At 70.9% G+C, this 23,226-nt stretch carries 19 protein-coding genes; 11 read left to right on the plus strand and 8 right to left on the minus strand.

Translation table 11 applies throughout. From position 1 onward, the window contains the following. Window positions 1-18: 18 nt before the first annotated feature. On the plus strand, window positions 19-408 hold the full coding sequence (locus tag ASE14_RS12925; protein WP_056655109.1) for a helix-turn-helix domain-containing protein: 390 nt from the start codon (window positions 19-21) through the stop codon (window positions 406-408). A gap of 21 nt (window positions 409-429) precedes the next feature. On the opposite strand, the gene ASE14_RS12930 is transcribed toward ASE14_RS12925, so the two are convergent. From ASE14_RS12930 to ASE14_RS12940, 3 genes are read right to left on the minus strand one after another with little or no spacing between them, the layout of a single operon-like run. Next, complete coding sequence (locus ASE14_RS12930) at window positions 430-1,551, minus strand: winged helix DNA-binding domain-containing protein (RefSeq protein WP_056655111.1); 1,122 nt, start codon at window positions 1,549-1,551, stop codon at window positions 430-432. A gap of 2 nt (window positions 1,552-1,553) precedes the next feature. Next, the gene (locus ASE14_RS12935) at window positions 1,554-2,384 is read right to left on the minus strand and encodes an ABC transporter permease (RefSeq protein WP_056655114.1); all 831 of its coding nucleotides are present in this window, start codon (window positions 2,382-2,384) and stop codon (window positions 1,554-1,556) included. Next, complete coding sequence (locus ASE14_RS12940) at window positions 2,381-3,280, minus strand: ATP-binding cassette domain-containing protein (RefSeq protein ID WP_056655116.1); 900 nt, start codon at window positions 3,278-3,280, stop codon at window positions 2,381-2,383. The genes ASE14_RS12935 and ASE14_RS12940 overlap by 4 nt, the downstream gene beginning before the upstream one ends. Window positions 3,281-3,589: 309 nt before the next feature. On the opposite strand from ASE14_RS12940, the gene ASE14_RS12945 reads away from it, so the two are divergent. Continuing rightward, a complete protein-coding gene (locus tag ASE14_RS12945) occupies window positions 3,590-9,493 on the plus strand; it encodes a DUF11 domain-containing protein (RefSeq protein ID WP_162257738.1) in 5,904 nt (1,967 codons plus the stop codon). A 63-nt stretch (window positions 9,494-9,556) separates the two neighbouring features. Here the strand turns inward: ASE14_RS12945 and ASE14_RS12950 are convergent, their stop codons facing one another. Beyond that, window positions 9,557-10,330, minus strand: a complete 774-nt coding sequence (locus ASE14_RS12950) for an isocitrate lyase/phosphoenolpyruvate mutase family protein (RefSeq protein ID WP_056655121.1) — start codon at window positions 10,328-10,330, stop codon at window positions 9,557-9,559. Between the two features lie 70 nt (window positions 10,331-10,400). Beyond that, window positions 10,401-11,615 (minus strand): cysteine desulfurase-like protein, encoded by a 1,215-nt coding sequence (locus ASE14_RS12955; protein ID WP_056655125.1) that lies wholly within the window; start codon window positions 11,613-11,615, stop codon window positions 10,401-10,403. Between the two features lie 108 nt (window positions 11,616-11,723). Between ASE14_RS12955 and ASE14_RS12960 the strand changes: the two genes are divergently transcribed. The 5 genes from ASE14_RS12960 to ASE14_RS12980 all read left to right on the plus strand — a co-directional run bounded on the left by ASE14_RS12960 (window position 11,724) and on the right by ASE14_RS12980 (window position 16,400). After that, window positions 11,724-12,434 (plus strand): hypothetical protein, encoded by a 711-nt coding sequence (locus ASE14_RS12960; RefSeq protein WP_056655128.1) that lies wholly within the window; start codon window positions 11,724-11,726, stop codon window positions 12,432-12,434. Between the two features lie 46 nt (window positions 12,435-12,480). Continuing rightward, window positions 12,481-14,286, plus strand: coding sequence for an ATP-binding protein (locus tag ASE14_RS12965; protein ID WP_056655131.1), 1,806 nt, complete (start codon window positions 12,481-12,483; stop codon window positions 14,284-14,286). After that, window positions 14,283-14,909, plus strand: coding sequence for a response regulator transcription factor (locus tag ASE14_RS12970; RefSeq protein ID WP_056655136.1), 627 nt, complete (start codon window positions 14,283-14,285; stop codon window positions 14,907-14,909). Before ASE14_RS12965 ends, ASE14_RS12970 begins: the two co-directional genes overlap by 4 nt. Before the next feature lie 70 nt (window positions 14,910-14,979). After that, window positions 14,980-15,891, plus strand: a complete 912-nt coding sequence (locus ASE14_RS12975) for an LssY C-terminal domain-containing protein (RefSeq protein WP_082600664.1) — start codon at window positions 14,980-14,982, stop codon at window positions 15,889-15,891. Further along, a complete protein-coding gene (locus tag ASE14_RS12980; protein WP_056655138.1) occupies window positions 15,888-16,400 on the plus strand; it encodes a hypothetical protein in 513 nt (170 codons plus the stop codon). The genes ASE14_RS12975 and ASE14_RS12980 overlap by 4 nt, the downstream gene beginning before the upstream one ends. Window positions 16,401-16,409: 9 nt before the next feature. Here the strand turns inward: ASE14_RS12980 and ASE14_RS12985 are convergent, their stop codons facing one another. Both ASE14_RS12985 and ASE14_RS12990 read right to left on the minus strand, forming a co-directional pair. Then, the gene (locus ASE14_RS12985; protein WP_056655143.1) at window positions 16,410-17,381 is read right to left on the minus strand and encodes an SIS domain-containing protein; all 972 of its coding nucleotides are present in this window, start codon (window positions 17,379-17,381) and stop codon (window positions 16,410-16,412) included. Then, window positions 17,345-18,514, minus strand: a complete 1,170-nt coding sequence (locus tag ASE14_RS12990) for a hypothetical protein (protein WP_056655146.1) — start codon at window positions 18,512-18,514, stop codon at window positions 17,345-17,347. Before ASE14_RS12990 ends, ASE14_RS12985 begins: the two co-directional genes overlap by 37 nt. 120 nt (window positions 18,515-18,634) lie before the next feature. On the opposite strand from ASE14_RS12990, the gene ASE14_RS12995 reads away from it, so the two are divergent. Genes ASE14_RS12995 through ASE14_RS13010 form a run of 4 tightly spaced genes read left to right on the plus strand, consistent with a single transcriptional unit; the run spans window position 18,635 to window position 22,562 of the window. Beyond that, complete coding sequence (locus tag ASE14_RS12995; RefSeq protein WP_056655149.1) at window positions 18,635-19,735, plus strand: spermidine/putrescine ABC transporter substrate-binding protein; 1,101 nt, start codon at window positions 18,635-18,637, stop codon at window positions 19,733-19,735. Window positions 19,736-19,739: 4 nt separating this feature from the next. Continuing rightward, window positions 19,740-20,603 (plus strand): ABC transporter permease, encoded by an 864-nt coding sequence (locus ASE14_RS13000; protein WP_056655151.1) that lies wholly within the window; start codon window positions 19,740-19,742, stop codon window positions 20,601-20,603. After that, the gene (locus ASE14_RS13005; RefSeq protein ID WP_200953325.1) at window positions 20,596-21,438 is read left to right on the plus strand and encodes an ABC transporter permease; all 843 of its coding nucleotides are present in this window, start codon (window positions 20,596-20,598) and stop codon (window positions 21,436-21,438) included. The genes ASE14_RS13000 and ASE14_RS13005 overlap by 8 nt, the downstream gene beginning before the upstream one ends. Beyond that, the gene (locus ASE14_RS13010; protein ID WP_082600667.1) at window positions 21,435-22,562 is read left to right on the plus strand and encodes an ABC transporter ATP-binding protein; all 1,128 of its coding nucleotides are present in this window, start codon (window positions 21,435-21,437) and stop codon (window positions 22,560-22,562) included. The genes ASE14_RS13005 and ASE14_RS13010 overlap by 4 nt, the downstream gene beginning before the upstream one ends. Here the strand turns inward: ASE14_RS13010 and ASE14_RS13015 are convergent. Then, window positions 22,544-23,152 (minus strand): TetR/AcrR family transcriptional regulator, encoded by a 609-nt coding sequence (locus ASE14_RS13015; RefSeq protein ID WP_056655154.1) that lies wholly within the window; start codon window positions 23,150-23,152, stop codon window positions 22,544-22,546. The genes ASE14_RS13010 and ASE14_RS13015 overlap by 19 nt on opposite strands. Between the last annotated feature and the right edge of the window lie 74 nt (window positions 23,153-23,226).

The following is a 23,226-nucleotide window of genomic DNA, read 5'->3' on the forward strand; positions in this document are numbered from 1 at the left end:
CGAGAGCTTGGAGACCCAGTGACCCTGACCGCCGACCAGCAGCGCGCCGCCGCGAAGGACGCCTTCGCGTCGTACCTCGCCGAATGTCCGTCTCGCCAGGTGCTCGACATCCTCGGCGCGAAATGGACGACGCTCGTGCTCCTGCCGCTCTCGGAGGGGCCGCAGCGGCACTCGCAGCTGCGCGCCCGAGTCGCGGGCGCCAGCCAGAAGATGCTCACCGAGACGCTGCGGCTGCTCGAACGCGACGGGCTCGTCGCCCGAGAGGTGAAGCAGGTCTACCCGGCGCACGTCGAGTACTCGCTCACCGCACTGGGCGAGAGCCTGATGCCGATCGTGCACCACATGAAGGACTGGGCCGACGCGAACATGGCGGAGGTCGAGTGGCATCGTCGCGCCGCCGAGTCGTGACCTCGCGCGGCACGGCGCGGGTCAGTCGGCCGCGGGCTCGCGCTCGACGGTCACCGGCGTGCCGAGGAACCGCTCGACCTCGGCGACGGATGCCTCGAGCGCGCGCTCCTCGCGCGCCGGGAACGCACGCCACGGCACGAGCCTGACGACGGCGCTCCGCCCGGAGGTGACGGGGGCCCAGCGGCCGGCCATCACGCCGTCGATCATGAGCGCGTGCAGCGGGAACTCGGGGTGCACGGGGTCGCTGCGCCCGGGCGGCTGCAGGAACGTGCGGGGCGCGGCGTAGCCCATGATGTACTCGTCGTAGGCCTGCAGCAGGTCGACGATCCCGGCCGGCGGTCGCGGGGCATCCGTCGCAGCCGCCGTGGCCTCGGCGTCGTGCCAGTGGGTCGCGCCGTCGACCTCGAGGGTCTCGATGAGCCCGCCGCCCTCGTCCACCGCCGTCGCGAACGCCCGGCGGGTGTCGCCGAGCGTGAACCCCGACCATGCGGCGAAGTCGCGGTCGGTCACCGGTCCGCGCGAGCGGATGAATCGAGCGGCCAGTTCGACGAGCGCGGCCTCGCGCGACTTCGGGGCCGAGGCGGGCACCCGCTCGTCGAACGCCGCGTAGGTGCGCTGCTTCCCGTCGTTCGCGCCGCTGATCGCGACCCGTTCGAGCTCGGCGAGCATGAGCAGGTAGGTGAAGCCGAGCCCGGCCGACGGGTGGCCGGCGGCATCGAGGGCGGCGGCGAGCTCGGCGCGCGTGCGGTGCCCGCCCGCGAGCGACGCGGCGATCACGTCGAGGGCGCGTGCCCCGACGTCGCCGTCGACGCCCGTGCGCCGGTAGTAGGTGGCGTTCGCCCGGTGCACCCGCTCGGTCGAGAGCTCCATCAGCCACCGGGCATCCGACGGGTCGACGAAGTGCCACGTCGGTCGCAGCACGTGCGTGCGCAGGATCTCGCCACGGTCGAGCGCGGCGCTGACGGCGGCGAGATCGGGGCGGCGCTCGGCCGGCACCCGCATCGCGAGGCCCCACTGCGCCGGCAGGAACTCCTGGGACTGCACCGCGACGAAGCCGCGCACGACGTCCACCGCAGACGCGGCGCGCACCTCGCGCAGCCCCTGCACGTGCAGGCGGATGCGGCGGAGCTCGGCGAGCTCCACCCTTACGACACGTCCCGGCGCCAGGTCGTCGCCCCGCCGATCACGGTCGCGACGACGGCGATGCCGAACAGCACGAGCCCGCCTTGCCACCACTCGAGGGTCTCGGTCGAACCGAGCGAGGCGAGGTTGTAGAAGGATGCACCGACGAGCGCGTCGCTCGCGGCGCCCGGCAGGAACTTGCCGATCGAGGCCGTGACGTCGCTCAGCGAGGCCACGACCCGCAGGATCGGCTCGACGAACTGGGTGAAGGCGATCACGATGACGATCGCCGCGACCTGGTTGACGACGAGCACACCGAGTCCGACGCCGATCGCTCCCCACAGTGCCATGGCGAGCACGCCGCGGCCGATGAGCGCCCACGTGTCGCTCGAGTCGAGCCCGGTGTCGAGGCCGAAGCCGGCCAGCGCCGCGGCGCCCGCCCCGACCGAGACGGCGAAGGCGACGACCCCGAGGCCGGCGCCGACGACGAGCTGCGAGACGAACTTCGCCGCGAGCACGACGGTGCGGTGCGGCTCGGCGAGGAAGGTCGGGGTGAGCGTCTTGTGGCGGAACTCGCCGGTGACCGCGAGTGCGCCGAGCAGCACCGGGAACACGTAGCCGACCGACGACGCGAAGCTGTAGAGGAGCGGCGCGAGGTCCGTGCCGGGCGGCACCGGGGTCGCGCCGCCGGCGGAGGCAGCGGCATCCGGATTCTCGGTCGCCCAGCCCAGGAACGCGCCGAACCCGCCCGACATGAGGGCGACGTAGGCGGCGAGCAGGATGGCGAGGAGCCACCACATGCGCGTCGTGAAGACCTTCTGGAATTCGGAGCCGATCGCGCGCAGGAGGCTCACGACTCGTCACCTCCGCCGACGAGCGAGAGGAACGACTCCTCGAGCCCCGATCTCAGGCGATGGAGGGCGGCCAGCTCGACGCCGCCGACGAAGGCGGCGTGGCCGACCTTGGCGGGGTCGGGCTCGTCGACGATGAATCCGCTGCGCCCCTCGGTGTACTCGAGGCCCGCGGCGTCGAGCGCGGCGGCGAGGGCCGGCCGGTCGGGGGAGTCGGCGATCGTGCGGGGCGCGGAGTCGAGCTCGAGGCTCGCGAGGGTGCCGCTCTTCATGAGCCGGCCCTTCGCGATGATCACGACCTCGTCGACGCTCTGCTGCACCTCGCTGAGCAGGTGGGAGGAGACGAGCACCGTGCGCCCCTCGCGGGCGAGGCTCTGCAGGAATCCGCGGATCCACTTGATGCCCTCGGGGTCGAGGCCGTTGATCGGTTCGTCGAGCACGAAGACGCCGGGGTCGCCGAGCAGCGTGTAGGCCAGTGCGAGCCGCTGCCGCATGCCGAGCGAGTACCCGCCGACGCGTCGGTCGGCGTACTCGTCGATGCCGACCTGCTCGAGCACGGCCTGCACGCGGGCCTTCGGCAGGCCCGCCGCCGTCGCGTACACCGTGAGGTGGTTGCGTGCCGTGCGCCCCGGGTGGAAGTTCGCGTCGAGCGCGGCGCCCACCGTCTCGAGCGGCCTCGGCAGCGCCGCGTACGGCGTGCCGCCGAAGGTCGCGGTGCCGGCGCTCGCGTGCTCGAGGCCGAGCAGCACCCGCAGCGTTGTCGTCTTGCCGGCCCCGTTCGGGCCGAGGAACCCGGTGACCTTGCCCGGTTGCACTGTGAAGCTCAGGTCGTCGACCGCGGTCACCGGGCCGAAGTGCTTGCTGAGCCCCGAGATCTCGATGGGGATGCCGCTCGCCATGCGCTCTCCTCACGTGGGGGCGAGCTCGGTCGCACAGGTCGCACCCCGCACGACCCGGGCAGCCAGGCCGCCTCACGCTCACCCTAGCGAGCAAGCGGGGCGGGATGCATCCGTCACGCGGGGGATTCGCGGAATCGGGCTGCCGGGCATACATCATGCGAAATGCACTACGTACGGACCGGGGGCGGTAGGCCATGATGCGGGAGGACCAATTGTTGTCGGGGGGACACAATGCCGGTAGCCATGAATGCTGTGTCGGGACGATCGCGGTGGGTGCGTACTTGGGCAGCGATGTTGACGGTTCCGTTGATGCTGCTCTCGCTGCTCTTCGGTGTGGGTGCTCCAAGCGCGCAGGCGGCTGGAGACGCGCAGCTGCTGGTGACGGTGCAGGCGGTGGATGCGTCGACCGGTGCCCCGATCATCTCCGTCACCTCGTCTCAGGCTCCACGTCGGATCGCGTTCAAGGTCGACTTCTCGTGTGTGTCGGCCGCGTGCGACAACGCGACGGTGAAGTTCGATCCGACACAAATGGACCCGAACTACAACTTCTACCGCCTGCTGAGGCAAACGGGGTTCACGCCTCCGCTGAGCGGCGGATCCGTCGCCGGGTCGGAGGCGGCGGGGTATACCGTCTCGCTCGGCAACCTGCCTGCGGGTTCGTCGGGTCAGTTCACCCTCGAGTACGGGTGGCAGGACCTGGGTCAGTCGGGTGCGACACCTGAGCGGCAGGACTCCGCGTACGCGATCTTCCCGGACGGCTTCGAGATCACACAGACGGTGCGCGGAAACGCCACAACGGCGGTGGGTGAGCTGACGGCGGCGATTACGCCGGTGATCTGGCATATCGCCGTCCCGGATCCGACGATCTCGACGGCCAACCTGACCACGCCGTCGTCGGGTTTCTTCTCGACCGACACCAACATCGGCTACCAGCTGCGCATGGCGACCGGATGCAAGAACGAGAGCAACCGGTTCACCTACGACTTCCAATGCTCCTCCGCCTACACGGTCACGCATCAGCTTCCGGTTGGTGCCGTGTTCGTCTCGGCCGACGGGAATCCGACGGTCTCCGGCGACCCGTCCACGGGACTCGTGTTGACGTGGGTCGGCCCGCCGTGGGCGGCGACCGGCAATACCTCGCTCGTAGGGTGGGCGGCGAACCCGCACAACGTCACGATCAAGTTCCCCCGCGCGAATGTCGCCCCGCCAGGTCAGACCTGCAACTTCACGACGTCGTTCAACGGGCCGACGGGTCGCGTGGACGCCACGTACATCAGCCTGCCGGGGACGCCTGGCGTGCAGAAGACGGCAGCCCTGGCCGCGAGTGGCCCGTTCCCGCTGAAGTGCGCGGATCCGTTCCCGCGTGCCGCGATGGATCCGAAGCAGTCGACGTATGACGGCTCGGCGCGTCCGTTGACGGCGGATGCCACGGTGGTGGTGCCTGCGACCGGGGTGAATCTGAAGGAGTGGCGCGTCACGGTCTACAACACGGCGAACATTCCCGGCGTTGCGGTGGTCACCGACGACACTCTGGATCAGCCCGACCTGCCGGTGTACCAGATCGTGGCTCCCGCGGGGTCGACGATCGCGTGGACCGCGTCGGATGGATCCACGGGTACGTCGACCGGGACCGCGGATGCGCCGACAGGGACCCGGTTCAAGGCGGCGACGGTGACGTCGCCGGAGCTGGCTCCGCCGAACACCATCCCGGAGCAGAACTTCCGCACCGCGTTCACGGTGCGGTACCTGTACAAGGTGACGCCGGATGCGCCCGGAGGTGCGGAGCGCGAGAACACGGCGTCCGCGGTGATGCAGTGGCCGGGTCATCCGGAGTTCCCGGACACGGTTTTCGGGCCGACGACAGGCACGGTCGTGCTGATCGCCCCGTTCGGGCGGATCGACGCCTGGAAGGGCGGATACAAGTCCACTGGCCCGGGTGCGGCCGTCGGCGGGAACAACAACGATCACCCGACGGGCGTGGTCGACATCCCGATCCCGACCTCGTCAACGAGCTTCTGGTGGAACGCGTGGGTCGCGAACTCGGGGAACGCGCCGGCGATCGCGACGATCACTGACACCACACTGAACGACCCGGAACTTCCGATCACCCGGCTGCAGCCGCTGACCTGGTCCAGCGCCGGCGGATGCTGCGGGAGCGTGCCGGCGAACATCCAGTACACCCTGGATGACGGGACCACGGGCACGGCGTTGAACGTCACCAACTTCAACGCCCCGGCCGGGCGGCGAATCGCCTCCTTCACCGCGACGACCGTGAACCCCATCACCGGCGGTTCGACGACGCCCGCCAACAACGGCTGGAACGCGTTCGTGATGAACATGAGCGGCTCGATCGGGCCGAACGCGACGCCGGATTCCGTGCATGAGAACACGTTCACGGGCTCGCTCGACTATCAGAACCCGAGCGTGCCGAACCTGACGGACGGGAACACGTTCAGCGTTCATCTGGTGGGCCCGAACCCGACGATCACGGCGATGTTCGGCGCCACGACGATCGCGGGCGGTGCGTCCACGGCGACGACGACGACGGACGTGACCTTCAGGGTGGGCGGTACGATCTCGCAGGTGCCGCTGACCCGTGACATCACTCCCGAGTACGTGTTCATGGCGCCCGCGGCGTGGAACATCACGCCGGGTTCGGCGTCCTTCCCGGCGGGTTCGGTGCCGGCGGGGGTGCAGTTCACGTACCGGACGGTCACCGTCGCCGGGCTGCCGCGTCAGGTGGTGGTCGCGTCGTGGCCGCCGGGGACGGTGTTCGGTGAGAACACGGGGTTGCCGGTGATGTCGGTGATCGCCCGCCCGACGGCGGCGGCTCCGGCGGGGGCTCCAGGTGTGGCGCGCGCATTCATCACGAACACGAATGATCCGCAGCCGGGCGATATCTTCACGAGTCAGTTCACGGATGTTCCGGATATCGATGGGAATCCGGCGACGGTGCGATTCTCTGAGGCGAATCCTCCTGCGAGTGTCCCGGTGGGTTCGGTGGCGGCGATGCAGGTGCTGAAGGAGATCTGCCTGCCGGATGCGTCGCAGCCGGATGGGTGCAAGTGGTATTCGGATCCGAGCATCTCGGTCGGGGTGCCGCCGAATTCGACGAGTATCAAGTACCGGATCTCGGTGACGAACACCGGCAACACCGCGCTCAGTGATGTGGTCGGGTACGACGTGCTGCCGTATGTGGGCGATACGGGAACGAGTGATCCGACTGGTTCGTCGCCGCGTGGGTCGACGTTCCAAGAGACGGTGGCGTCGGTGACGGGGCCCACGAATGGTGCGACGGCGACGTACTCGGATGCCACGCAGCCGTGTCGTCCTGAGGTGGATCCGACGGTGCCGGGGTGTGTGAGCGATTGGGATTCGTCGCCGGCGGGTGCCCAGTCGATCCGGGTCGAGCGGCCGGGAACCCTGGCTGCTGGCGACTCGTTCTCGTTGCAGTACACGGCGGCGGTGGTCGACGCGCCGGGGTTCGGGGCGAAGGCGTGCAACTCGTTCGCGGTGAAGGCGACGGGGTTGAGCAACGTGTCGGAGCCGGCGCCGGTGTGCGCGTCGATCGAGGAAACGGATCTGCAGATCGTTGCAGGCACGCCGCAGTTGCAGGACGGCAGGCCTGGGGTGTTGCCGTGGACGGTGACCAACAACGGTGGTGCGGACAAGACGCAAGGTGAGGTGAAGGTTGCGATCCCAGCGGGCTTGGAGGTGACGTCCTTCACTCCGGCCGGCTGGGTCTGCACTGCGGTCGATGGCGACGGTGCTCCGGTGTTCGGGACCGCGATCGGTCCGGCGACGCTGACGTGCACGCCCAACAGCCCGTTGCTGCTCGGAGTGTCGCAGGCGTTGGACATTCCGGTGCGGCCGACGACGTCGAGCGCCCTCACGATCACGGCTGACGTGTCGGGCCGGATGTTCGACGGGGTCATGGCGAACAACGAGGCTCAGATGTCGGTGGATCCGACGGCTGCGGCCGGCGATGTCGGGGTGACGAAGACCGACGGAGTGACGACTGCACGGCCGGGCGACACGCTGACGTACACGATCACGGTCGACAACCCGCTCGACTTCGAGACGCTCACGGGGGGCACGCTGACGGACACGCTGCCGCCCAGGGTGTCGTTCGTGTCGGCTTCCGATGGCGGCACCGAGTCGGGGGGCGTGGTGACGTGGGCGCTGCCGGACATGCCGGGGCAGGGTTCGCTGACGCGGACGGTGACGGTGACGGTGTCCTCCACGATCAACACCGCGGAGCTGGTGAACACGGCGCGGGTGTCGGTGCCGGATCCGGCGAACCCGGGTGGTGTACCGCTCACCGGTACCGCGGACGACCGGGACGCGGTGGTCACGAACCCGGCGATCACGATCGTGAAGGGGTCGGTGCTGCCGACGTTCGCGGCGGTGGGTGAGGTCGTGGACTACACGTTCGCGATCCACAACACCGGGGATGTGACGCTCACGGGCGCTGCGATCACCGACCCGCTGCCGGGCCTGTCGGGGATCACGTATACGTGGGGGCCGAGCGGGGCGAACGTATTGGCGCCGGACGAGGAAGCGACCGCGACCGCGCAATACACGATCACGCAGGCCGATATCGACGCGGGCAGGGTGGCGAACACGGCGACCGTTGCGGGCAGCCCACCGGCCGGTGACCCGGTCGAGGCCACGTCCTCGCACACCGTGACGAGTACCGCGGTGCCGCATGTGACGTTGACGAAGACCGGGCAGGGTGTACCCGCGCGGGCCGGTGACGAGATCACGTACACGTTCGTCCTTGCCAACGATGGGGCGGTCACGTTGCAGGGCGTGGCGATCACCGATCCGTTGCCGGGACTGACGGGTTGGCAGTTCACTTGGCCGACGGCGACGGCGGGAACGCTGGCGCCGGGGCAGTCGGTGACCGCGACCGCGACGTATGGGGTCACGCAGGCCGATGTCGATGCCGGCCAGGTCGTGAACACCGCGACCGGTGCGGGCCAGACCCCGGCCGGGCTCCCGGTCACTGACGACGACACGTTCACGGTCCCCATCGTGCGGACCCCTGGGATCGTGTTCGACAAGGACGGCGCGTACACACCGGGTCAGCGTGGCAAGGCCGGCGACACGATCGTCTACACCTTCACCGCGACGAACTCGGGCAACGTGACCCTCACGAACGTGGTGGTGGCGGATCCGCTGCCGGGCCTGACCGACCTGGTCTACACCTGGCCGGGCGCAGCGGGGGTGCTCGCGCCGGGACAGTCGGTGGTGGCGCACGCGTCGTACACCGTCACCCAGGCGGACGTCGACGGGACCGGTTCGGTGACGAACACGGCGACCATCGACGGCACCGGTCCCGGAGACAGTCCGGTGCACGGTGACGACACCGTCACCTTGCAGACCCCCGTGGATGCAGGCATCCAACTCGTGAAGTCGGGGCGGATCGACGGTGATGCGACGGTCCAGGCCGGCGATGTCGTGCGCTACCGGTTCGACGTCACCAACCTGGGTGTCGTCACCCTCCACGACGTCGAGCTCGACGACGTGATGGCGGGTCTGTCGGACATCCAACTGACATGGCCGGGCGAGGACGGTGTGCTCGCGCCGAGTGCCACGCTCGTGGGTACCGCGTCGTACACGCTGACGCAGGCGGATGTCGATGCGGGACAGGTGGTGAACACGGCCACGACCCGGGGCACCCCGCCGCGCGACGGAGACCCGGTCACCGATGACGACACGCACACCCTGGTGATCCCCGTCACATCGGCGGTCACGCTCGACAAGACCGCGACGATCGATCAGGGGGTGTGGCAGGAGGGCGATGCCGTCAGCTACGGGTTCACGATCACGAACGCCGGGAACGTGACACTGCGGAACGTGGTCGTGACCGACCCGTTGCCGGGACTGTCCGCACTGGTGTACACGTGGCCCGGCGATGACGGCGTGCTCGCCCCCGGGCAGACCGCGACCGCGACCGCGAGGTACACCCTGACCCGGCACGATGCCGGGATCAGATCCCTGACCAATACGGCAACGGTCACCACCGATCGCGGCGCGACCGCTGAGGACACCGTCACCTTGACCGGGCCGCCGCCTGCGCCGTCAGGGCTCCCGTACACGGGTGCGGATCTCGTCCCGACCGCATCGCTCGCGCTCCTGCTGTTCGCCGGCGGGTTGATGATCGTGATGATCCGTCGCCGCAAGCGGGAACCGACCACGCGGGAGTGAGATCGGGTGCGGTGGCGCACCGGCCACCGCACCCGACCCCCCAAGTCGCGGACCGATCGGTGATCAGTTGAGCGGGCGGATGCCCTCGGGCAGGACGCCGCCGCTGTAGAGGCTCGTCGCGAGATCCTGCAGGGCGCCGAGCGCGACGCGCTGCGTCGTAGGCCCGTACGAGACGCGGGCGACGCCGAGGTCCTGGAGGCGCGCAGGCGCCGGCACGCCGGGCAGGCCGATGAGCGTCACCTTCAGCTCGCCGATGCCGGCCACGAGCTCCGCCACGACCTCCTCGCCGAACATGCCGGGCACGAACACGCTCGTCGCGCCGGCGTCGAGATAGGCGCGGCCGCGCTCGATCGCGTCGGCGATGTTCACGTCGAGCGAGCGCTCGCGCCCGCGGAGGAACGCGTCGGTGCGCGCGTTCAGCGCGAACGGCACGCCCTCGGCCTCCGCGGCGGCCACGGCTGCGGCGACGGCGGCGACCGAGTCCGCGAGGGGCTTCAGCTGATCCTCGAGGTTCGCCCCGGCGATGCCCTCGCCGATCGCGCGGCGGACGGTCTCGCCGGGGTCGCCGTAGCCGGCTTCGAGGTCGGCGCTGACCGGCACCTCGACGGCGCGCGCGATGCGCCCGCACATGTCGAGCATGAGGTCGACGGGGATCTGCTCGCCGTCGGCGTAGCCGAACGACGCGGCGATCGAGTGGCTCGCGGTGGCGATCGCGCGGGTCTGCGGCAGGGCGGCGATCGCCGTGGCGCTCACGACATCCCAGACGTTCACCACCTGGAGCAGTTCGGCGTCGGCGTGCAGGCGGCGGAGTTCGGCGGCGGTATCGGCGAGGGTCATGGAATCAGCGTAGGGCGACGGGATCGGCCACGACGATCGATCGGCCGGCTGGAGTCCGATTCCCGCCGGGTCAGCGCAGCGCCGCGGCGAGCCCGTCGAGCAGTCGCTCCACCTCGCTCGCATCGGTGTACGGCGCGAGGCCCACTCGCAGCCCGCCGGCATCGCCGAGCCCGAGATGCCGCGACGCCTCGAGGGCGTAGAAGTTGCTGCTCGGCGCGAGCACCCGGCCCTCGGCGAGGCGCTTCGTGACCTCGGATGCCTCGTGGCCCGCGAACGTCATCAGCAACGTGGGCGTGCGGCGAACCGCACGCGACCAGACGGTGACCCCTGACAGCTCGGCGAGCCCGGCCTCGATGCGGGCGCGGAGCACCTCCTCGTGCTCGTGCAGTGCCGCGTACGAGGCGACGAGCCGCACGCGGCGCGAGCTCGCGGCATCCGCTTCGGCGAGGTCGGCGAGGCCCGCCAACGCGTCGACCGCCGCGGTGCCGCCCGCGAGCAGCTCGTAGGGCAGCGTGCCGAACTCGAACCGCTCGGGCACGACGTTCGTCGACGGCGCCAGCTTGTCTGGCGCGAGGGTCTCGAGGAGTTCGGGGGCTGCCGCGAGGACGCCGAAGTGCGGGCCGAGGAACTTGTACGGCGAGCACGTGAAGAAGTCGGCACCGAGCGCCCCGACGTCGGGCAGCTCGTGCGCCGTGAAGTGCACGCCGTCGACGTAGAAGAGCGCGCCGACCGCGTGCGCGGCCGCGGCGATCGCCGGGATGTCGGGCATCGTGCCGATGAGGTTCGAGGCCGCCGTGACGGCGACGAGTCGAGTCCGCTCCGAGAGCACGGCGGCGACGGCCTCGAGGGGCAGTTCACCGGTGGCCGGGTCGAAGTCCGCCCAGCGCACCGTGGCGCCGACCCGCTCCGCGGCCTGTACCCACGGGCGCACGTTCGAGTCGTGGTCGAGCCGGGTCACGACGACCTCGTCGCCCTCGGCCCACTGCTTCGAGAGGTGCCGCGAGAAGTCGTAGGCGAGCTGCGTGGCGCTGCGACCCTGCACGATGCCGCGCGGGTGCCCGTTGACGAGGTCGGCCATCGCGAGCCGGAACCCGTGCACCGCCGCCTCGGCGCGTTCCTCGGAGACGCCGGTGGTGCCGCGGTTCGAGAGCGGGCCGGTGAGCACGGATGCCACGGCGTCGCCGACCGACCGCGGCGTCTGCGTACCGCCGGGCCCGTCGAACTGGGCCCAGCCGCTCTCGAGTGACGGGAACTCCGAACGGATGCGCACGACGTCGTAGGCCATGGAGCGAGGATATCCGCGGATTCGTGAGTCGTGTTCCCTGCCCTCCCGGGACATCGATCGGCGAGGCTGCAGGCATCCGCACCACTTCATCTCGGAGGGAACACGCTCATGACCCGCACCGACCGGAGCGCCGCGGCGCTCGACGCATCACCGGCATCCGACCCGAGGCGCCGGCTCCTCCGCACCGCGGGGTTCGGCGGCATCGGCGCCGCGGTCGCGTGGTTCCTCCAGCCCGTGCTGGTCTCGATCGCGTCGGCCGACCTCGTCGACGGCGTCGACTTCGCGTTCGTCTCCTCGCACCCCTTCAACGGCATCGCAGAGGCGGCGATCTTCGTGGCGGTGGGGGTCGGACTGCTGTACTTCGTCACGGCGGTCGGCCGACTCGCCCGACTCTCCGACGCCCCGACCTCGACGACCGCCGCGGTGTCGCAGACGCTCGGCGTCACCGCCGCGCTCGGCTGGATCCTCGTCGCCGGACTCAGCGTCGCGCCGTACACCTCGGTCGGGCTCTTCCTCGGCGAGGTCGCCCCCGACCGGGCGACGCAGCTCGGCCTCTACCAGCTGCTCAGCGTCGTGCTCGCGAGCGCGATCATGATCTACGTGGTGGGCTTCGCGTGGTGGCTGGTCGCGCTCGCGACCATCGGCCGCCGTCGCGGAGTGGTCGGCGTGCCGCTCGCGATCGTGGCGTTCCTGGCGGCGGCCGCGATGGTGGCGCAGCTGCTCGTGCCGTTCGCTCCGCCGTGGGGCACGCTCGCCGGGCTGGGGTTCGCGCTCACCGCCGGCATCGCCTTCCTCGTGAAGGCGAAGCGGGCGGCCTGAGCCGTGCTGGCGCCGCCGGCGCTCGGGATGCGAGGATCGGAGCACCATGGACGGCACCGCGTTCCTCGTGGCCAGCCGGGTGATCGTCGTCGTGGTCGCCTGGTCGCTCGTGGTGCTCCTCGTCGTCCGCTCGGTGCGTGCGCCCGCGGGCGCACGGGCACTCATCCCGACCGCCGCGCTCGCCGTGATCCTCGTCTCGATCGGTTCGAGCTTCCTGCTGGCGGACGAGCGGCTCGCGCAGCTCTGGTTCGTGGCCTTCCCCGTGCTGCTCGCGACGTACCCCGACGGGCGGTTCGTGCCGCGCTGGATCGTCTGGCCGGTGGCCGTCGCCGCGCTCTGGTACCTCGCCGAGCTCGTCAGCGGCCACCGGCTGTCGGCCCAGCCGTGGTGGTGGATCGTGCCGGCGGGCGAGCTGCTCATCGTGGGCGCGCAGGTCTACCGGTACCTCCGGCGCTCGACGACGTCGGAGCGGGAGTCGGTGCGCTGGGCGCTGCTGGGCATCGTGCTGGGCGTCGAGCTCTACCTCGTGCTCGCGCTCACGGGCGGAGGCGGGGTGGGCGCCGGCGGGCCGGTCTCCGAAGGCCTCGCGAACCTCGCGATCGTGCCCCTCCTGCTCGGCCCGGCGATCGGACTGCTGAGGCCGGGGCTGTGGAACGTGGATGCCGCGTTCCGCTCGGTGCTCGTCGCCACGATCGCGGTTCCCGTGCTGGCGACCGCGTACTGGGCGACCACCACGGCAGCCGCGGCCATCGGAGCGAGCGCAGCGGCCGGCGGGTGGTGGGGCGCCGGGGTCGTCGGCGTGCTCGCGTACCCGGTGCTCCGCGTCTCGGCCCGGCTCGCAACTCGGATCGTCTACCGCGGGCGGGTCGATGCCGCGCTCGCCGTGGCCACGCTCGGCGAGCGTCTCGACGACCGCTCGGACCAGGACGCGGTCGCGGTCGTCATCGTGAGGACCGTCGTCGACGCACTGTTCCTCGACGGCGCCGAACTCCACGGCGACGGCGTCTTCGCGGCGCGCGTGGGCGAGGTGCACGACGCCCCCGGCGTCGAGCGGTTCCCGATCGTGTTCCACGGCGAGGAGCTCGCGGTGCTGTCGGTGCCGCCGCGGCCCGGCGAGTCCGCGCTGACCGCTCGCGACCGCGAGGTCGTCACCCGCATCGCCGTGCACTCCGCCCCGGCGCTGCACGGAGCTCGGGCCCTCGCCGAACTCGGCGAGGCGCACACCCGGCTCCTCCTCGCGAGGGAGGAGGAGCGTCGGCGGCTCCGCCGCGACCTCCACGACGACCTGTCGCCCACGCTGTCGGGGCTGAGCCTCGGCGCCGCAGCGGTCGCCCGACGAGCTGCCTCGATCGATGCCGAGCTCGCCCGGCAGGCGACCGAGCTGCACGAGGACATCCAGGCGGCCGTCGTGCAGTCCCGGGAGATCGCCTACGGGCTGCGGCCCCCGATCCTCGACGACCGCGGGCTCGTGGCGGCGATCCGCGACCGCGTGCACGGGCAGAGCGCCGACGCGCTGCTCGTCGAGGTGGTCGCCCCCGACGCCGACCTCGAGCTTCCCGCCGCAGTCGATCTCGCGGCGCTCCGCATCGTGCAGGAGGCGGTCGCGAACGTGCGGCGCCACGCGCGGGCCGCCCGGTGCCGGGTCACCATCGAGCGGCGCGCCGACGAACTGCACGTGCAGGTCGACGACGACGGCATCGGGATGCCGCAACGGGTCGGCAGCGGACTCGGGCTCGCATCGATCCGCGAACGGGCGCTCGAGCTCGGCGGCACCGCGCGATTCGGCAACGGACCGGGAGGCGGGGCGCGTATCACGGTGCGACTGCCGGTGCCGAGGGAGGTGGCGGCATGAGCCGCATCGTCGTGGTCGACGACCATCCGGTCTTCCGCAAGGGGCTCGTGGCGCTCCTGCGTGCGAGCGACTTCGAGGTCGTCGGCGAGGCGTCGAGCGGCACCGAGGCGATCGCCGTCGTCCTCGACACCCGCCCCGACCTCGTGCTGATGGACCTCGGGCTGCCGGAGCTCGGCGGCGTCGCCGCGACCGAACGCATCGTCGCCGAGCTCCCCGAGGTGCCGGTCGTCGTGATCACCCTGTACGACGACGAGCAGTCGGTGCGTGCCGCGCTGCAGGCCGGCGCCTCCGGCTACGTCGTGAAGCAGGCCCCGCCCGAGCAGATCATCGCCGCGATCGAGGCGGCGCTCGCCGGGGCGCTCTGGATCGGGGCCGGGGTGCCGCGGCCGGGCTTCGGCGGCTCGGCGCCCGAGCCGCACGCGATGCTCGGGCTGACCCCGCGGGAGACGGCCATCGCCGAGCTGATGAGCCGCGGCCTCGCGAACCCGGTCATCGCCGAACGCCTGCACCTCTCCACGAAGACCGTCGCGAACTACGTCTCGCTGATCCTCGTCAAGCTCGGCGCCGATGACCGCAGGGCCGCGTCCCGCATCGTGCGGGAGAGCCGCGACGCTCGCGAGTGACCGCGATGCAGGCGAACGTGTACGGAACGTCCGGCGGCGTCGAGACGTCCGCCACGGCTAGCATGCAGGCATGGGGCAGGTGGGGGCCGGGGCATCCGGTGACGTGATCGAGCAGGCGCCGGGCGAACCGGCCCCGCGTCGTCGCTTCTCGGCGAACGCGCTGCTCGACGGCTTCTTCTTCGTGTTCGCAGGGCTGGCCGCGATCTGGCTGGCGTGGCTCCTGTTCAGCGAGTCCTTCTCGTTCGGCTGGTGGGCCGTGCTGGGGTTCGTCGTCTTCTGGGCGCTGCTCGCCTATCTCGTGCTTCCGCGCCTGCACCGCATCCTGACGACCATCTACGTGCCCGACTACTTCATCGGTCGCGCCCGCACGAGTGACGGGCTGCTCGGCGACCCCGTCAACCTCGCGGTGCTCGGCGAGGCGGAGCAACTGCATGCGGCGATGAGCGCTGCGGGCTGGACCCGGGCCGACGAGATCACCGGCGCATCGAGCCTGCGCATCATCTCCTCGACCCTCACGCGTCGCAGCTACGACGAGGCGCCCGTCAGCCCGCTGTTCCTGTTCGGCCGCCAGCAGGACGCCGCGTACCAGCAGGAGGTCGCAGGCAACCCGGCCAAGCGCCACCACGTGCGGTTCTGGCGGTGCCCGGACGGCTGGCTGCTGCCTGGCGGATCGCGCGTCGACTGGCTCGCGGCAGGCACCTTCGACCGTGCCGTGGGGTTCTCGCTGTTCACGCTGCAGATCACCCACAAGATCGACGCCGAGACCGACATCGAGCGCGACCACATCGTCTCGACGCTGCGTGCGGCCGACCCGGCGGTGCGGGTCGAGGTCCTGCGGGACTTCGCCACCGGCTACCACTCACGCAACGGCGGCGGCGACACCATCGTCACCGACGGCGACCTGCCGGTGATCGACGTGCGCGGCGTCGTGCCGGGCGCGGCATCCGTCCCGCCGCCGGCGACGGACGGGAGCGCGCGATGAACGCGGGCGAGAAGCGCGCCGCCTTCGAGCCGCCGGCTGCGCTCGCGCTGCCGGTGAGTCCGCCCGCGGACATGCCGCGACCCATCGCGACCACCGCGGGCGCCGGGCTCGTCGTGCTTCGCGTGCTCGCGGGCGTGGTCTGGCTCATCAGCCTGGCGCTGGAGTGGGGCGACCTCGTCTCCGAGGCGACCGACGACGCCGGCGTGCAGCTCTCGAACGACCAGCTCGATGCCGCCCTCGCGGTCGTGCTCGTGTTCGGCGGCGCGGTGCTGCTCGTCGAACTCGTGCTCGCCGTGCTCATCTACCTCGGGCTGAACTGGCCGCGCATCCTCGTGATGGTGTTCGCGACGTTCAGCATCAGCGGCTCGTTCGCCGCGTGGTGGGCGGGCGACCAGGACATCACGCTGGAGACCACCCTGCTGACGCTGTCGCTCGACATCCTCGTGATGCTCGCCCTGTCGAGCCGCGCCGCGCGGGCCTACGCGCGCCGGCCGCGGCGGCGCGCCTGAGCGACGGGGTCAGCCGGCCCGCAGCCAGCGGTCGGCCACGAGCTCGCCCACGAGCACCTCGGTGAGTGCGGCGACCTCGTCGCGCTCGTCGCCGGGGAACCGGAGCGTGAGCTCGGCGCCGGGCAGCTCGCGGCCGATCGACGCGAACCGCGAACCGCGCTGCTCCATCCAGTCGAGCGCCTGGGTGTCCCACACCGAGCCGGCGAACACGAGAGCGCGGTAGTCCTGGGTCTTCGTGAGGTACACGTCGACGTGCGACCAGTCGCCCGTCTCGGAGGCGTAGGCCGAGCGGCGCGGCACCTCGCGCAGCATGAGCGCCGACTGCTGTGCGCTCGATGCGCGCTCGGCGGGCGCGAGCGCCCACGTGCCCATCGGTGCGGCGAGGAGCTCCGCGATGGGCGGAAGCCAGTCGCCCGAGGTCGCGAACAGCTCCCGGGTCGCGGCGGCGGCGTCGCGCACGGATGCCCCGTCGAATCGAGCGGCCGGCGCGGTGCCGAGCAGGGCCTCGAGCACTGCGTCGAGCACCGGGAAGGTCGCGCGGAACGTGCGGCAGGCCACGCCCGACGCCTCGACCCCCGCGAGGAGCGGCACGACGATGTCGGCGAGCCGGCCGAGTTCGGACTCCGGCCGGTTCGTGACCGCCACGAGGCGCCCGGTGCCGCGGTAGCGCTCGACGGCGCGAAGCACCTCCGCGCTGCCGCCGGTCGCCGAGACGGCGACGACGACGAGATCGGGTGCAGCCGGCGGGAGCAACTCGGCGCTCGCGAGCTCGACGACGACGTTCGCGCCGAGCGCGCGGTAGCGACGCGCGACGACGTCGGCGGCGTAACGGCTCGAGCCCATGCCGAGCACGAGCACGCGCGCGGCGCCGAGCACGGGAAGGCGGTCGAGGCCGGGCAGGCCGGCGTCGAGGGCGTCGGCGAGGGCGTCGAGCGTCTCGGGGATCAGCTCGAGATCGGCTCGGAAAGCGGCGGTGTCCACGGTTCCTCCGGGTGTTCGTTCGTCGACGGGTGGCGGTGCGTGATCGCGGCATCGGGCGCGTAGATCCAGGCGGGCAGGAAGCGGTCGGCGTAGCGGAGCTCGGCGACGAGCTGCTCGGCCTCGAAGCCGGGCAGCAGCGTCTCGTCGAGCAGCTCTCCGCTCGGCACGTGCGCGCGATAGGCGTCGAGGAAGTCGCGCCGCGCGCGGTCGGCCAACTCGAAGGTGCGGGCGTCGGCGCGCTGCAGTCGCTTCTGGGCGACGGCCGCGACGAGGTCGAAGGAGACGAGCATGTGCGCGATGTCGCGCGCCGCGGCATCCGGCGCCTCGCGCTCCTCCGCGGCAAGCTGCGGGTCGCCGTCGAAGTCGATCACCGTGTAGCGGGGCGCGTCGGCGCCGGGGGAGCGCAGCACCTGCCCGACGTGCAGGTCGCCGTGGATCGGGAACTCGACGCCGGGGGCGGTCGCACCGAGCGAGCGGATGTCGCGGGCGAGCGACTCGTGGCGATTGCGCAGGCGCGCCCCGGCGTCGCCGCTCGAGAGGCGCAGCGCCGACCTGAGCGCGGTGGACGCGCGATCGGCCCTGGCCGTCGGGGCATCCGTCTCGGAGCGTTGCGCGCCCTCGCCGAGCACCCCGTGGATGCGCGCGACGCGTTCGCCGAGGAGTGCCGGCCACTCCGGCTCGGGCCCGCCGTCGAGTGCCGCCACGACGTCGTCGACGGCCCAGGTCCATCCGTCGACCGCGCCGGGCAGGTACTCGGTGACGACCGCGAGCGTCGAGGTGCCGAGCGAGGGATGCCGCCACTCGACGCGCCCGACGAAGCGGTCGACGTCCTCGGACCCGGCGGCGGCGAGCTGCTCGAGCAGCGCGGCCGCCCGGTCGGCGGCGCTCCAGCGGCCGACGAGCTTGACGATGAGGCGTTCGTCGATGATCACGGAGGTGTTCGTCTGGTCGACGGTGATGCCGCGCTCGGGGGCATCCGTCGCCACGGTGTCGTCGACGAGTCGTGCGATGGCCCGCGCGACGCCGTCGCCCGCCGCCGGCCGGTCGGTTCCGGCGAGCACGCGGCCGTCGGCGTCGACGACGAGCGCATGGTCGCCGACGACGATGCGTTCACCCTGCAGGATCGAGTTCATTGAATTCGGATTGTAACTATTCGGCAACCGTCACTCCAGTCCTTTCAGAGAACCATTGCGGTTTCTTGACCCGTGGTGCAACAATCGCTCAACCTTTCCGACTGCCAATGGAGGTACCACATGACCACGACGCGACGCATCGCGGCGGCCGCGGCTGGCACGATCGCCCTCGCCTTCGCCGTCTCATCCTGCTCCTCCGGCGGCGGCGCCGCCGAGACGCTCGATCCGAATGCCGACCTCAGCGAGCAGACGCTCACCGTCTCGATCTGGGCCGACTACTCGCCCGAGGACCTCGCCGAGAAGTTCGAGGCCGAGACGGGTGTGAAGACGACCATCGTCAACCACACCACGAACGAGGACATCGTGGCCAAGCTCACCGCGAGCGCCGACTCCGGCATCGACGTCGCCTTCGTCTCGGGGCAGTACGCCCAGGCGCTCGGCGAGCAGGGCCTGCTGGCCGAGCTCGACAAGTCGCTCATCCCGAACGAGAAGAACCTCTACCCCGAGGCGATGGAGCTGGCCTACGACCCGGGCAACGTCTACTCCGAGCCCTACGCCTGGGGCACGACGGGTCTCTGCTATCGGCCCGACCTCACCGGCTACGACCCCACGTCGTGGAACGACCTGCTGAACCCGAAGCCCGAGCTCGTCGGCAAGACCACGATGCTCTCGACCGACCGCTGGCTCGCCGAGCCCGCGCTCAAGGCCGCCGGCGCCTCCATCAACACGACCGACGACGACGAGCTCGCGGCGGCGAAGGAGCAGCTGCTGAAGACCAAGCCGACGCTGCTCGCCTATGACGACACGACCTTCTACTCGAAGCTCGTCTCGGGTGAGGCCGCGATGGTGCAGGCCTGGGACGGCTGGTGCAACTACGGCATCGCCGAAGACCCGTCGATCAAGTTCGTCGTGCCCGAAGAGGGCTCCGACCTCTGGACCGACACCATGACGGTGCTCGAGTCGTCGAAGAACAAGGAGGCCGCGATGGCCTTCATCAACTACATCCTCGACCCCGAGGTGCAGACCTGGGTGGCCGAGAACATCCTCTACAAGGTGCCCAACAAGGCGGCCATGGAGGCCCTCGACCCGGCACTCATCGAGCAGTACCCGACGCTCGGCATCACCGTCGACGAGCTCATGGAGCAGGAGGGCATCATCGACCTCGGCGAGGACTCGCTGAAGTACGTGGACCTGAACGCCGAAGTGCTCGCCACGAACTAGCACCGTGACCTCGACGAACCACCCGGCCGCCCCCGTTCCGTTCCTCGCGCCGGGCATGATCTACCTGATCCTGTTCATGGCGCTGCCCGTTGGCCTCCTCGCCTTCTACACCTTCTTCAAGCGCGGGCGCTTCGGCGGGATCGTGTTCGAGTTCACCCTCGACAACTGGGTGAAGCTCCTCGAACCCCTCTATGTCAGCGTCATCCTGCAGTCGATCGTGCTCGCCGGCATCGTGACGCTGCTCGCGCTCCTCATCGGCTACCCGATGGCCTACGCGATCGCGGGGCTCTCGCCGAAGTGGCGCACCGTCGCGCTCGTCGCCGTGGTGCTCCCGTTCTGGACGAACTTCCTCATCCGCACCTACGCGTGGATCCTGCTGCTCAACAACGCCGGATGGGTCAACCAGTGGCTGCAGGGCCTCGGCATCACGGATGCCCCGATCAGCATGCTGTACACGCCGCAGGCCATCGTCGTCGGGCTGCTGTACATGTACCTGCCGCTCATGGTGCTGCCCCTCTACGCCTCGCTGCAGCAGCTCGACCCCTCGCTCCGCGAGGCGGCCACGAACCTCGGGGCGACGCCGTGGCGGGCGTTCCGCACGATCACCCTGCCGCTCTCGATCCCGGGCGCGCTGACGGGATGCATCTTCGTGTTCGTGCCCGCGATGTCGAACTTCGTCATCCCCGAGCTCATCGGCGGCGGCAAGACGATCATGGTCGGCAACCTCGTGCGCGACCAGTTCTTCGAGGCCCGCGACTGGCCGTTCGGCGCGACGCTCGCGCTGCTCCTCACGATCCTGCTCGTCATCGTCATCGTCGTGCAGACCGCGGTGTCACGCCGCCTCACGGAAGGACCGCGCCGTGGTTGACCAGGCCGCGCCGACGACGACGGCGATGCGGGAGCTCGAACCCGCCGCCCGCCCGCGGGCGATCCGCAAGCCCCGGGGCATCCTGGTGCCGCTCTGGCTCGGCTACGTGTTCCTGTACCTGCCGATCCTCATCGTCGTGATCATGAGCTTCAACGCCTCGGAGAACCTCTTCGTCTGGAAGGGCTTCTCGCTGCGCTGGTACCCCGAGCTCTTCGCCGACGAGAAGATCATGCAGGGCCTCGGCAACACGCTGATCGTCGCGACGGGCGCCACCGCCATCGCGACGGTGCTCGGCACGCTGCTCGCCTACGGCATCCAGCACTACACCCGCGGCGGGCTCATCAGGGCGTTCGCGATCGCCCCGGCGATCCTGCCCGACCTGCTGCTCGGCATCGGACTGCTCACGCTGTTCTCGCTCGCGACCGTGACGCTCGGACTGCACTCGGTGATCCTCGCGCACGGCGTCTTCGCGACGGCGTTCGTGACCGCCATCGTGCTCGCCCGCATGGCGAACCTCGACCCGAGCCTCGAAGAGGCGTCGCGCGACCTCGGCGCCGGGGCGGTGCGCACGTTCATGCGCGTGACGCTGCCGCAGCTCGCGCCGGGCATCGTCGCAGGCGCCCTGCTCGCGTTCACCCTCTCGATCGACGAGTTCGTGATCGCGTTCTTCACGACGGCGCCGACGCAGCCCACCCTGCCGATCGTCATCTACTCGATGGTGCGATTCGGCGTGACCCCCGAGGTCAACGCCCTCGCCACCATCCTCCTCCTCGTGAGCGTCGTGACGGTGATCGCGGCGCAACGACTGACCCGACTGACAGGAACCACACGATGAGCTCCGCCCCACTGCTCCGCGTCGACGGCGTTCGCGCCGTGTACGGCGACACCGTCGCACTGCACGGCGTCTCGCTCGACATCGCCCACAACGAGTTCTTCGCCCTGCTCGGCCCGTCGGGTTGCGGCAAGACCACGCTGCTGCGCTCGATCGCCGGATTCGAGACGCCGGCCGAGGGCCGCATCGAGGTCGACGGCGAAGACCTGCTGCGACTGCCCGCGCACAAGCGGCCGGTCAACATGATGTTCCAGAGCTACGCCCTCTTCCCGCACATGAGCGTGGAGAAGAACGTCGCCTACGGCCTCGAGGCCGACGGCGTCGGTGCGGCCGAAGTGCGCTCGCGCGTCGCCGACGTGATGGACGTCGTCGGGCTCGGCCCGCTCGCCAAGCGCCGGCCGACGCAGCTCTCGGGCGGCCAGCGCCAGCGCGTCGCGCTCGCCCGCGCGATCGTGAAGCGGCCGAAGCTGCTGCTGCTCGACGAGCCGCTCTCGGCGCTCGACCGCCAGGTGCGCGCGTCGATGCAGCTCGAGCTGAAGCGCCTGCAGCACGAGGTGGGCCTCACCTTCGTGGTCGTCACGCACGACCAGGAGGAGGCCATGTCGATGGCCGACCGCATCGCGGTGCTCCGCGACGGGCGGCTCGAGCAGCTCGCCTCGCCGCAGGAGCTCTACGCGCACCCGGCCTCCCGCTTCGTCGCCTCGTTCATCGGCACGGCGAACCTGCTCGACGGCACGGCCGCCTCCGACGGCGTCGAGGTGCCCGGCTTCGGCTCCGTCGTCGCCAGGCACGCCCTCACGGCCGGCGCGCCTGCCACGGCGGTCGTGCGCCCCGAAGACGTGGAGCTGACGGCGGATGCCGGGGCCGCTCTCTCCGGCACGGTCGTCGACACGTACTTCCTCGGCGGCGCGACGACCATCTCGGTCGAGGTGCCCGGTCACGCCGATCCGCTCCTCGCGACGGTGCACGGCGCGACCCGGCTCGAGCGCGGCGCGCGCGTCGGGGTGCGGTTCGGGCGGGCGACCGCAGTCGCCCGCGAGGCGAGCCCGGCCTCCGAGGCATCCGACAGCACGGAGGTGCCGCCCGCCGCCCCCGAGGCCCCTGCGCCTCAGGACGTGAGCGCGTGACCCGTCGCAAGTCGTGCATAGGCGAGCAGGAGCTCGCGCGCCGCGGCGTGGTCGAGCGTCGGGTGCTTGGCGATGATGCGGTAGCCGTAGGCGTCTTCGAGTGCGACCAGGTTGCGGGCGATCACGAGCGAGGGCTGGGCGAGGGCGAAGTGGCCGCGCGCCGCGCCTTGCTCGAGCACGACCTGGTACATGCCGACCTGACGGTCGTAGAGCGTGGTGAGCAGGGACGCCATGAGCGGGTTGCGGCCGGCGGAACCGCCGAGCTCGCAGAGCAGTCGCACCTCGGTGTCGTCGGACCCGCTCGGCAGGCCCCAGTCGAGCAGGGCGGTGAGGCGCAGCACCGGGTCGTCGTCGAGGGCCTCGAGCATGCGCACGCGCTCCTCGTAGAACCGCTCCATGCCGGCGCGGTTCGCCTCGAACATGAGCTCGTCGATGTCGGGGTAGTAGTAGAGCACGGCGCCCGAGGTCAGGCCCGCCTCCTCGGCGACGCGGTTGAGTCGCGCCCCGTCGGGGCCGTGCGCTGCGATGGCGCGCTGCGCGGCAGCCACCAATTGGCTGCGCCGTTCCTCCTGGCGCTTCGGCCTGGCCATCGTGCTCCCTCCAGATCAGACAGATTGTCTGCATCGATGGTCAATATTAGGCCGAATTGACTTGAAAACACATG

Origin of the sequence: Agromyces sp. Root81, assembly GCF_001429165.1 — a bacterium.
In the GTDB taxonomy this organism is placed as follows: domain Bacteria; phylum Actinomycetota; class Actinomycetes; order Actinomycetales; family Microbacteriaceae; genus Agromyces.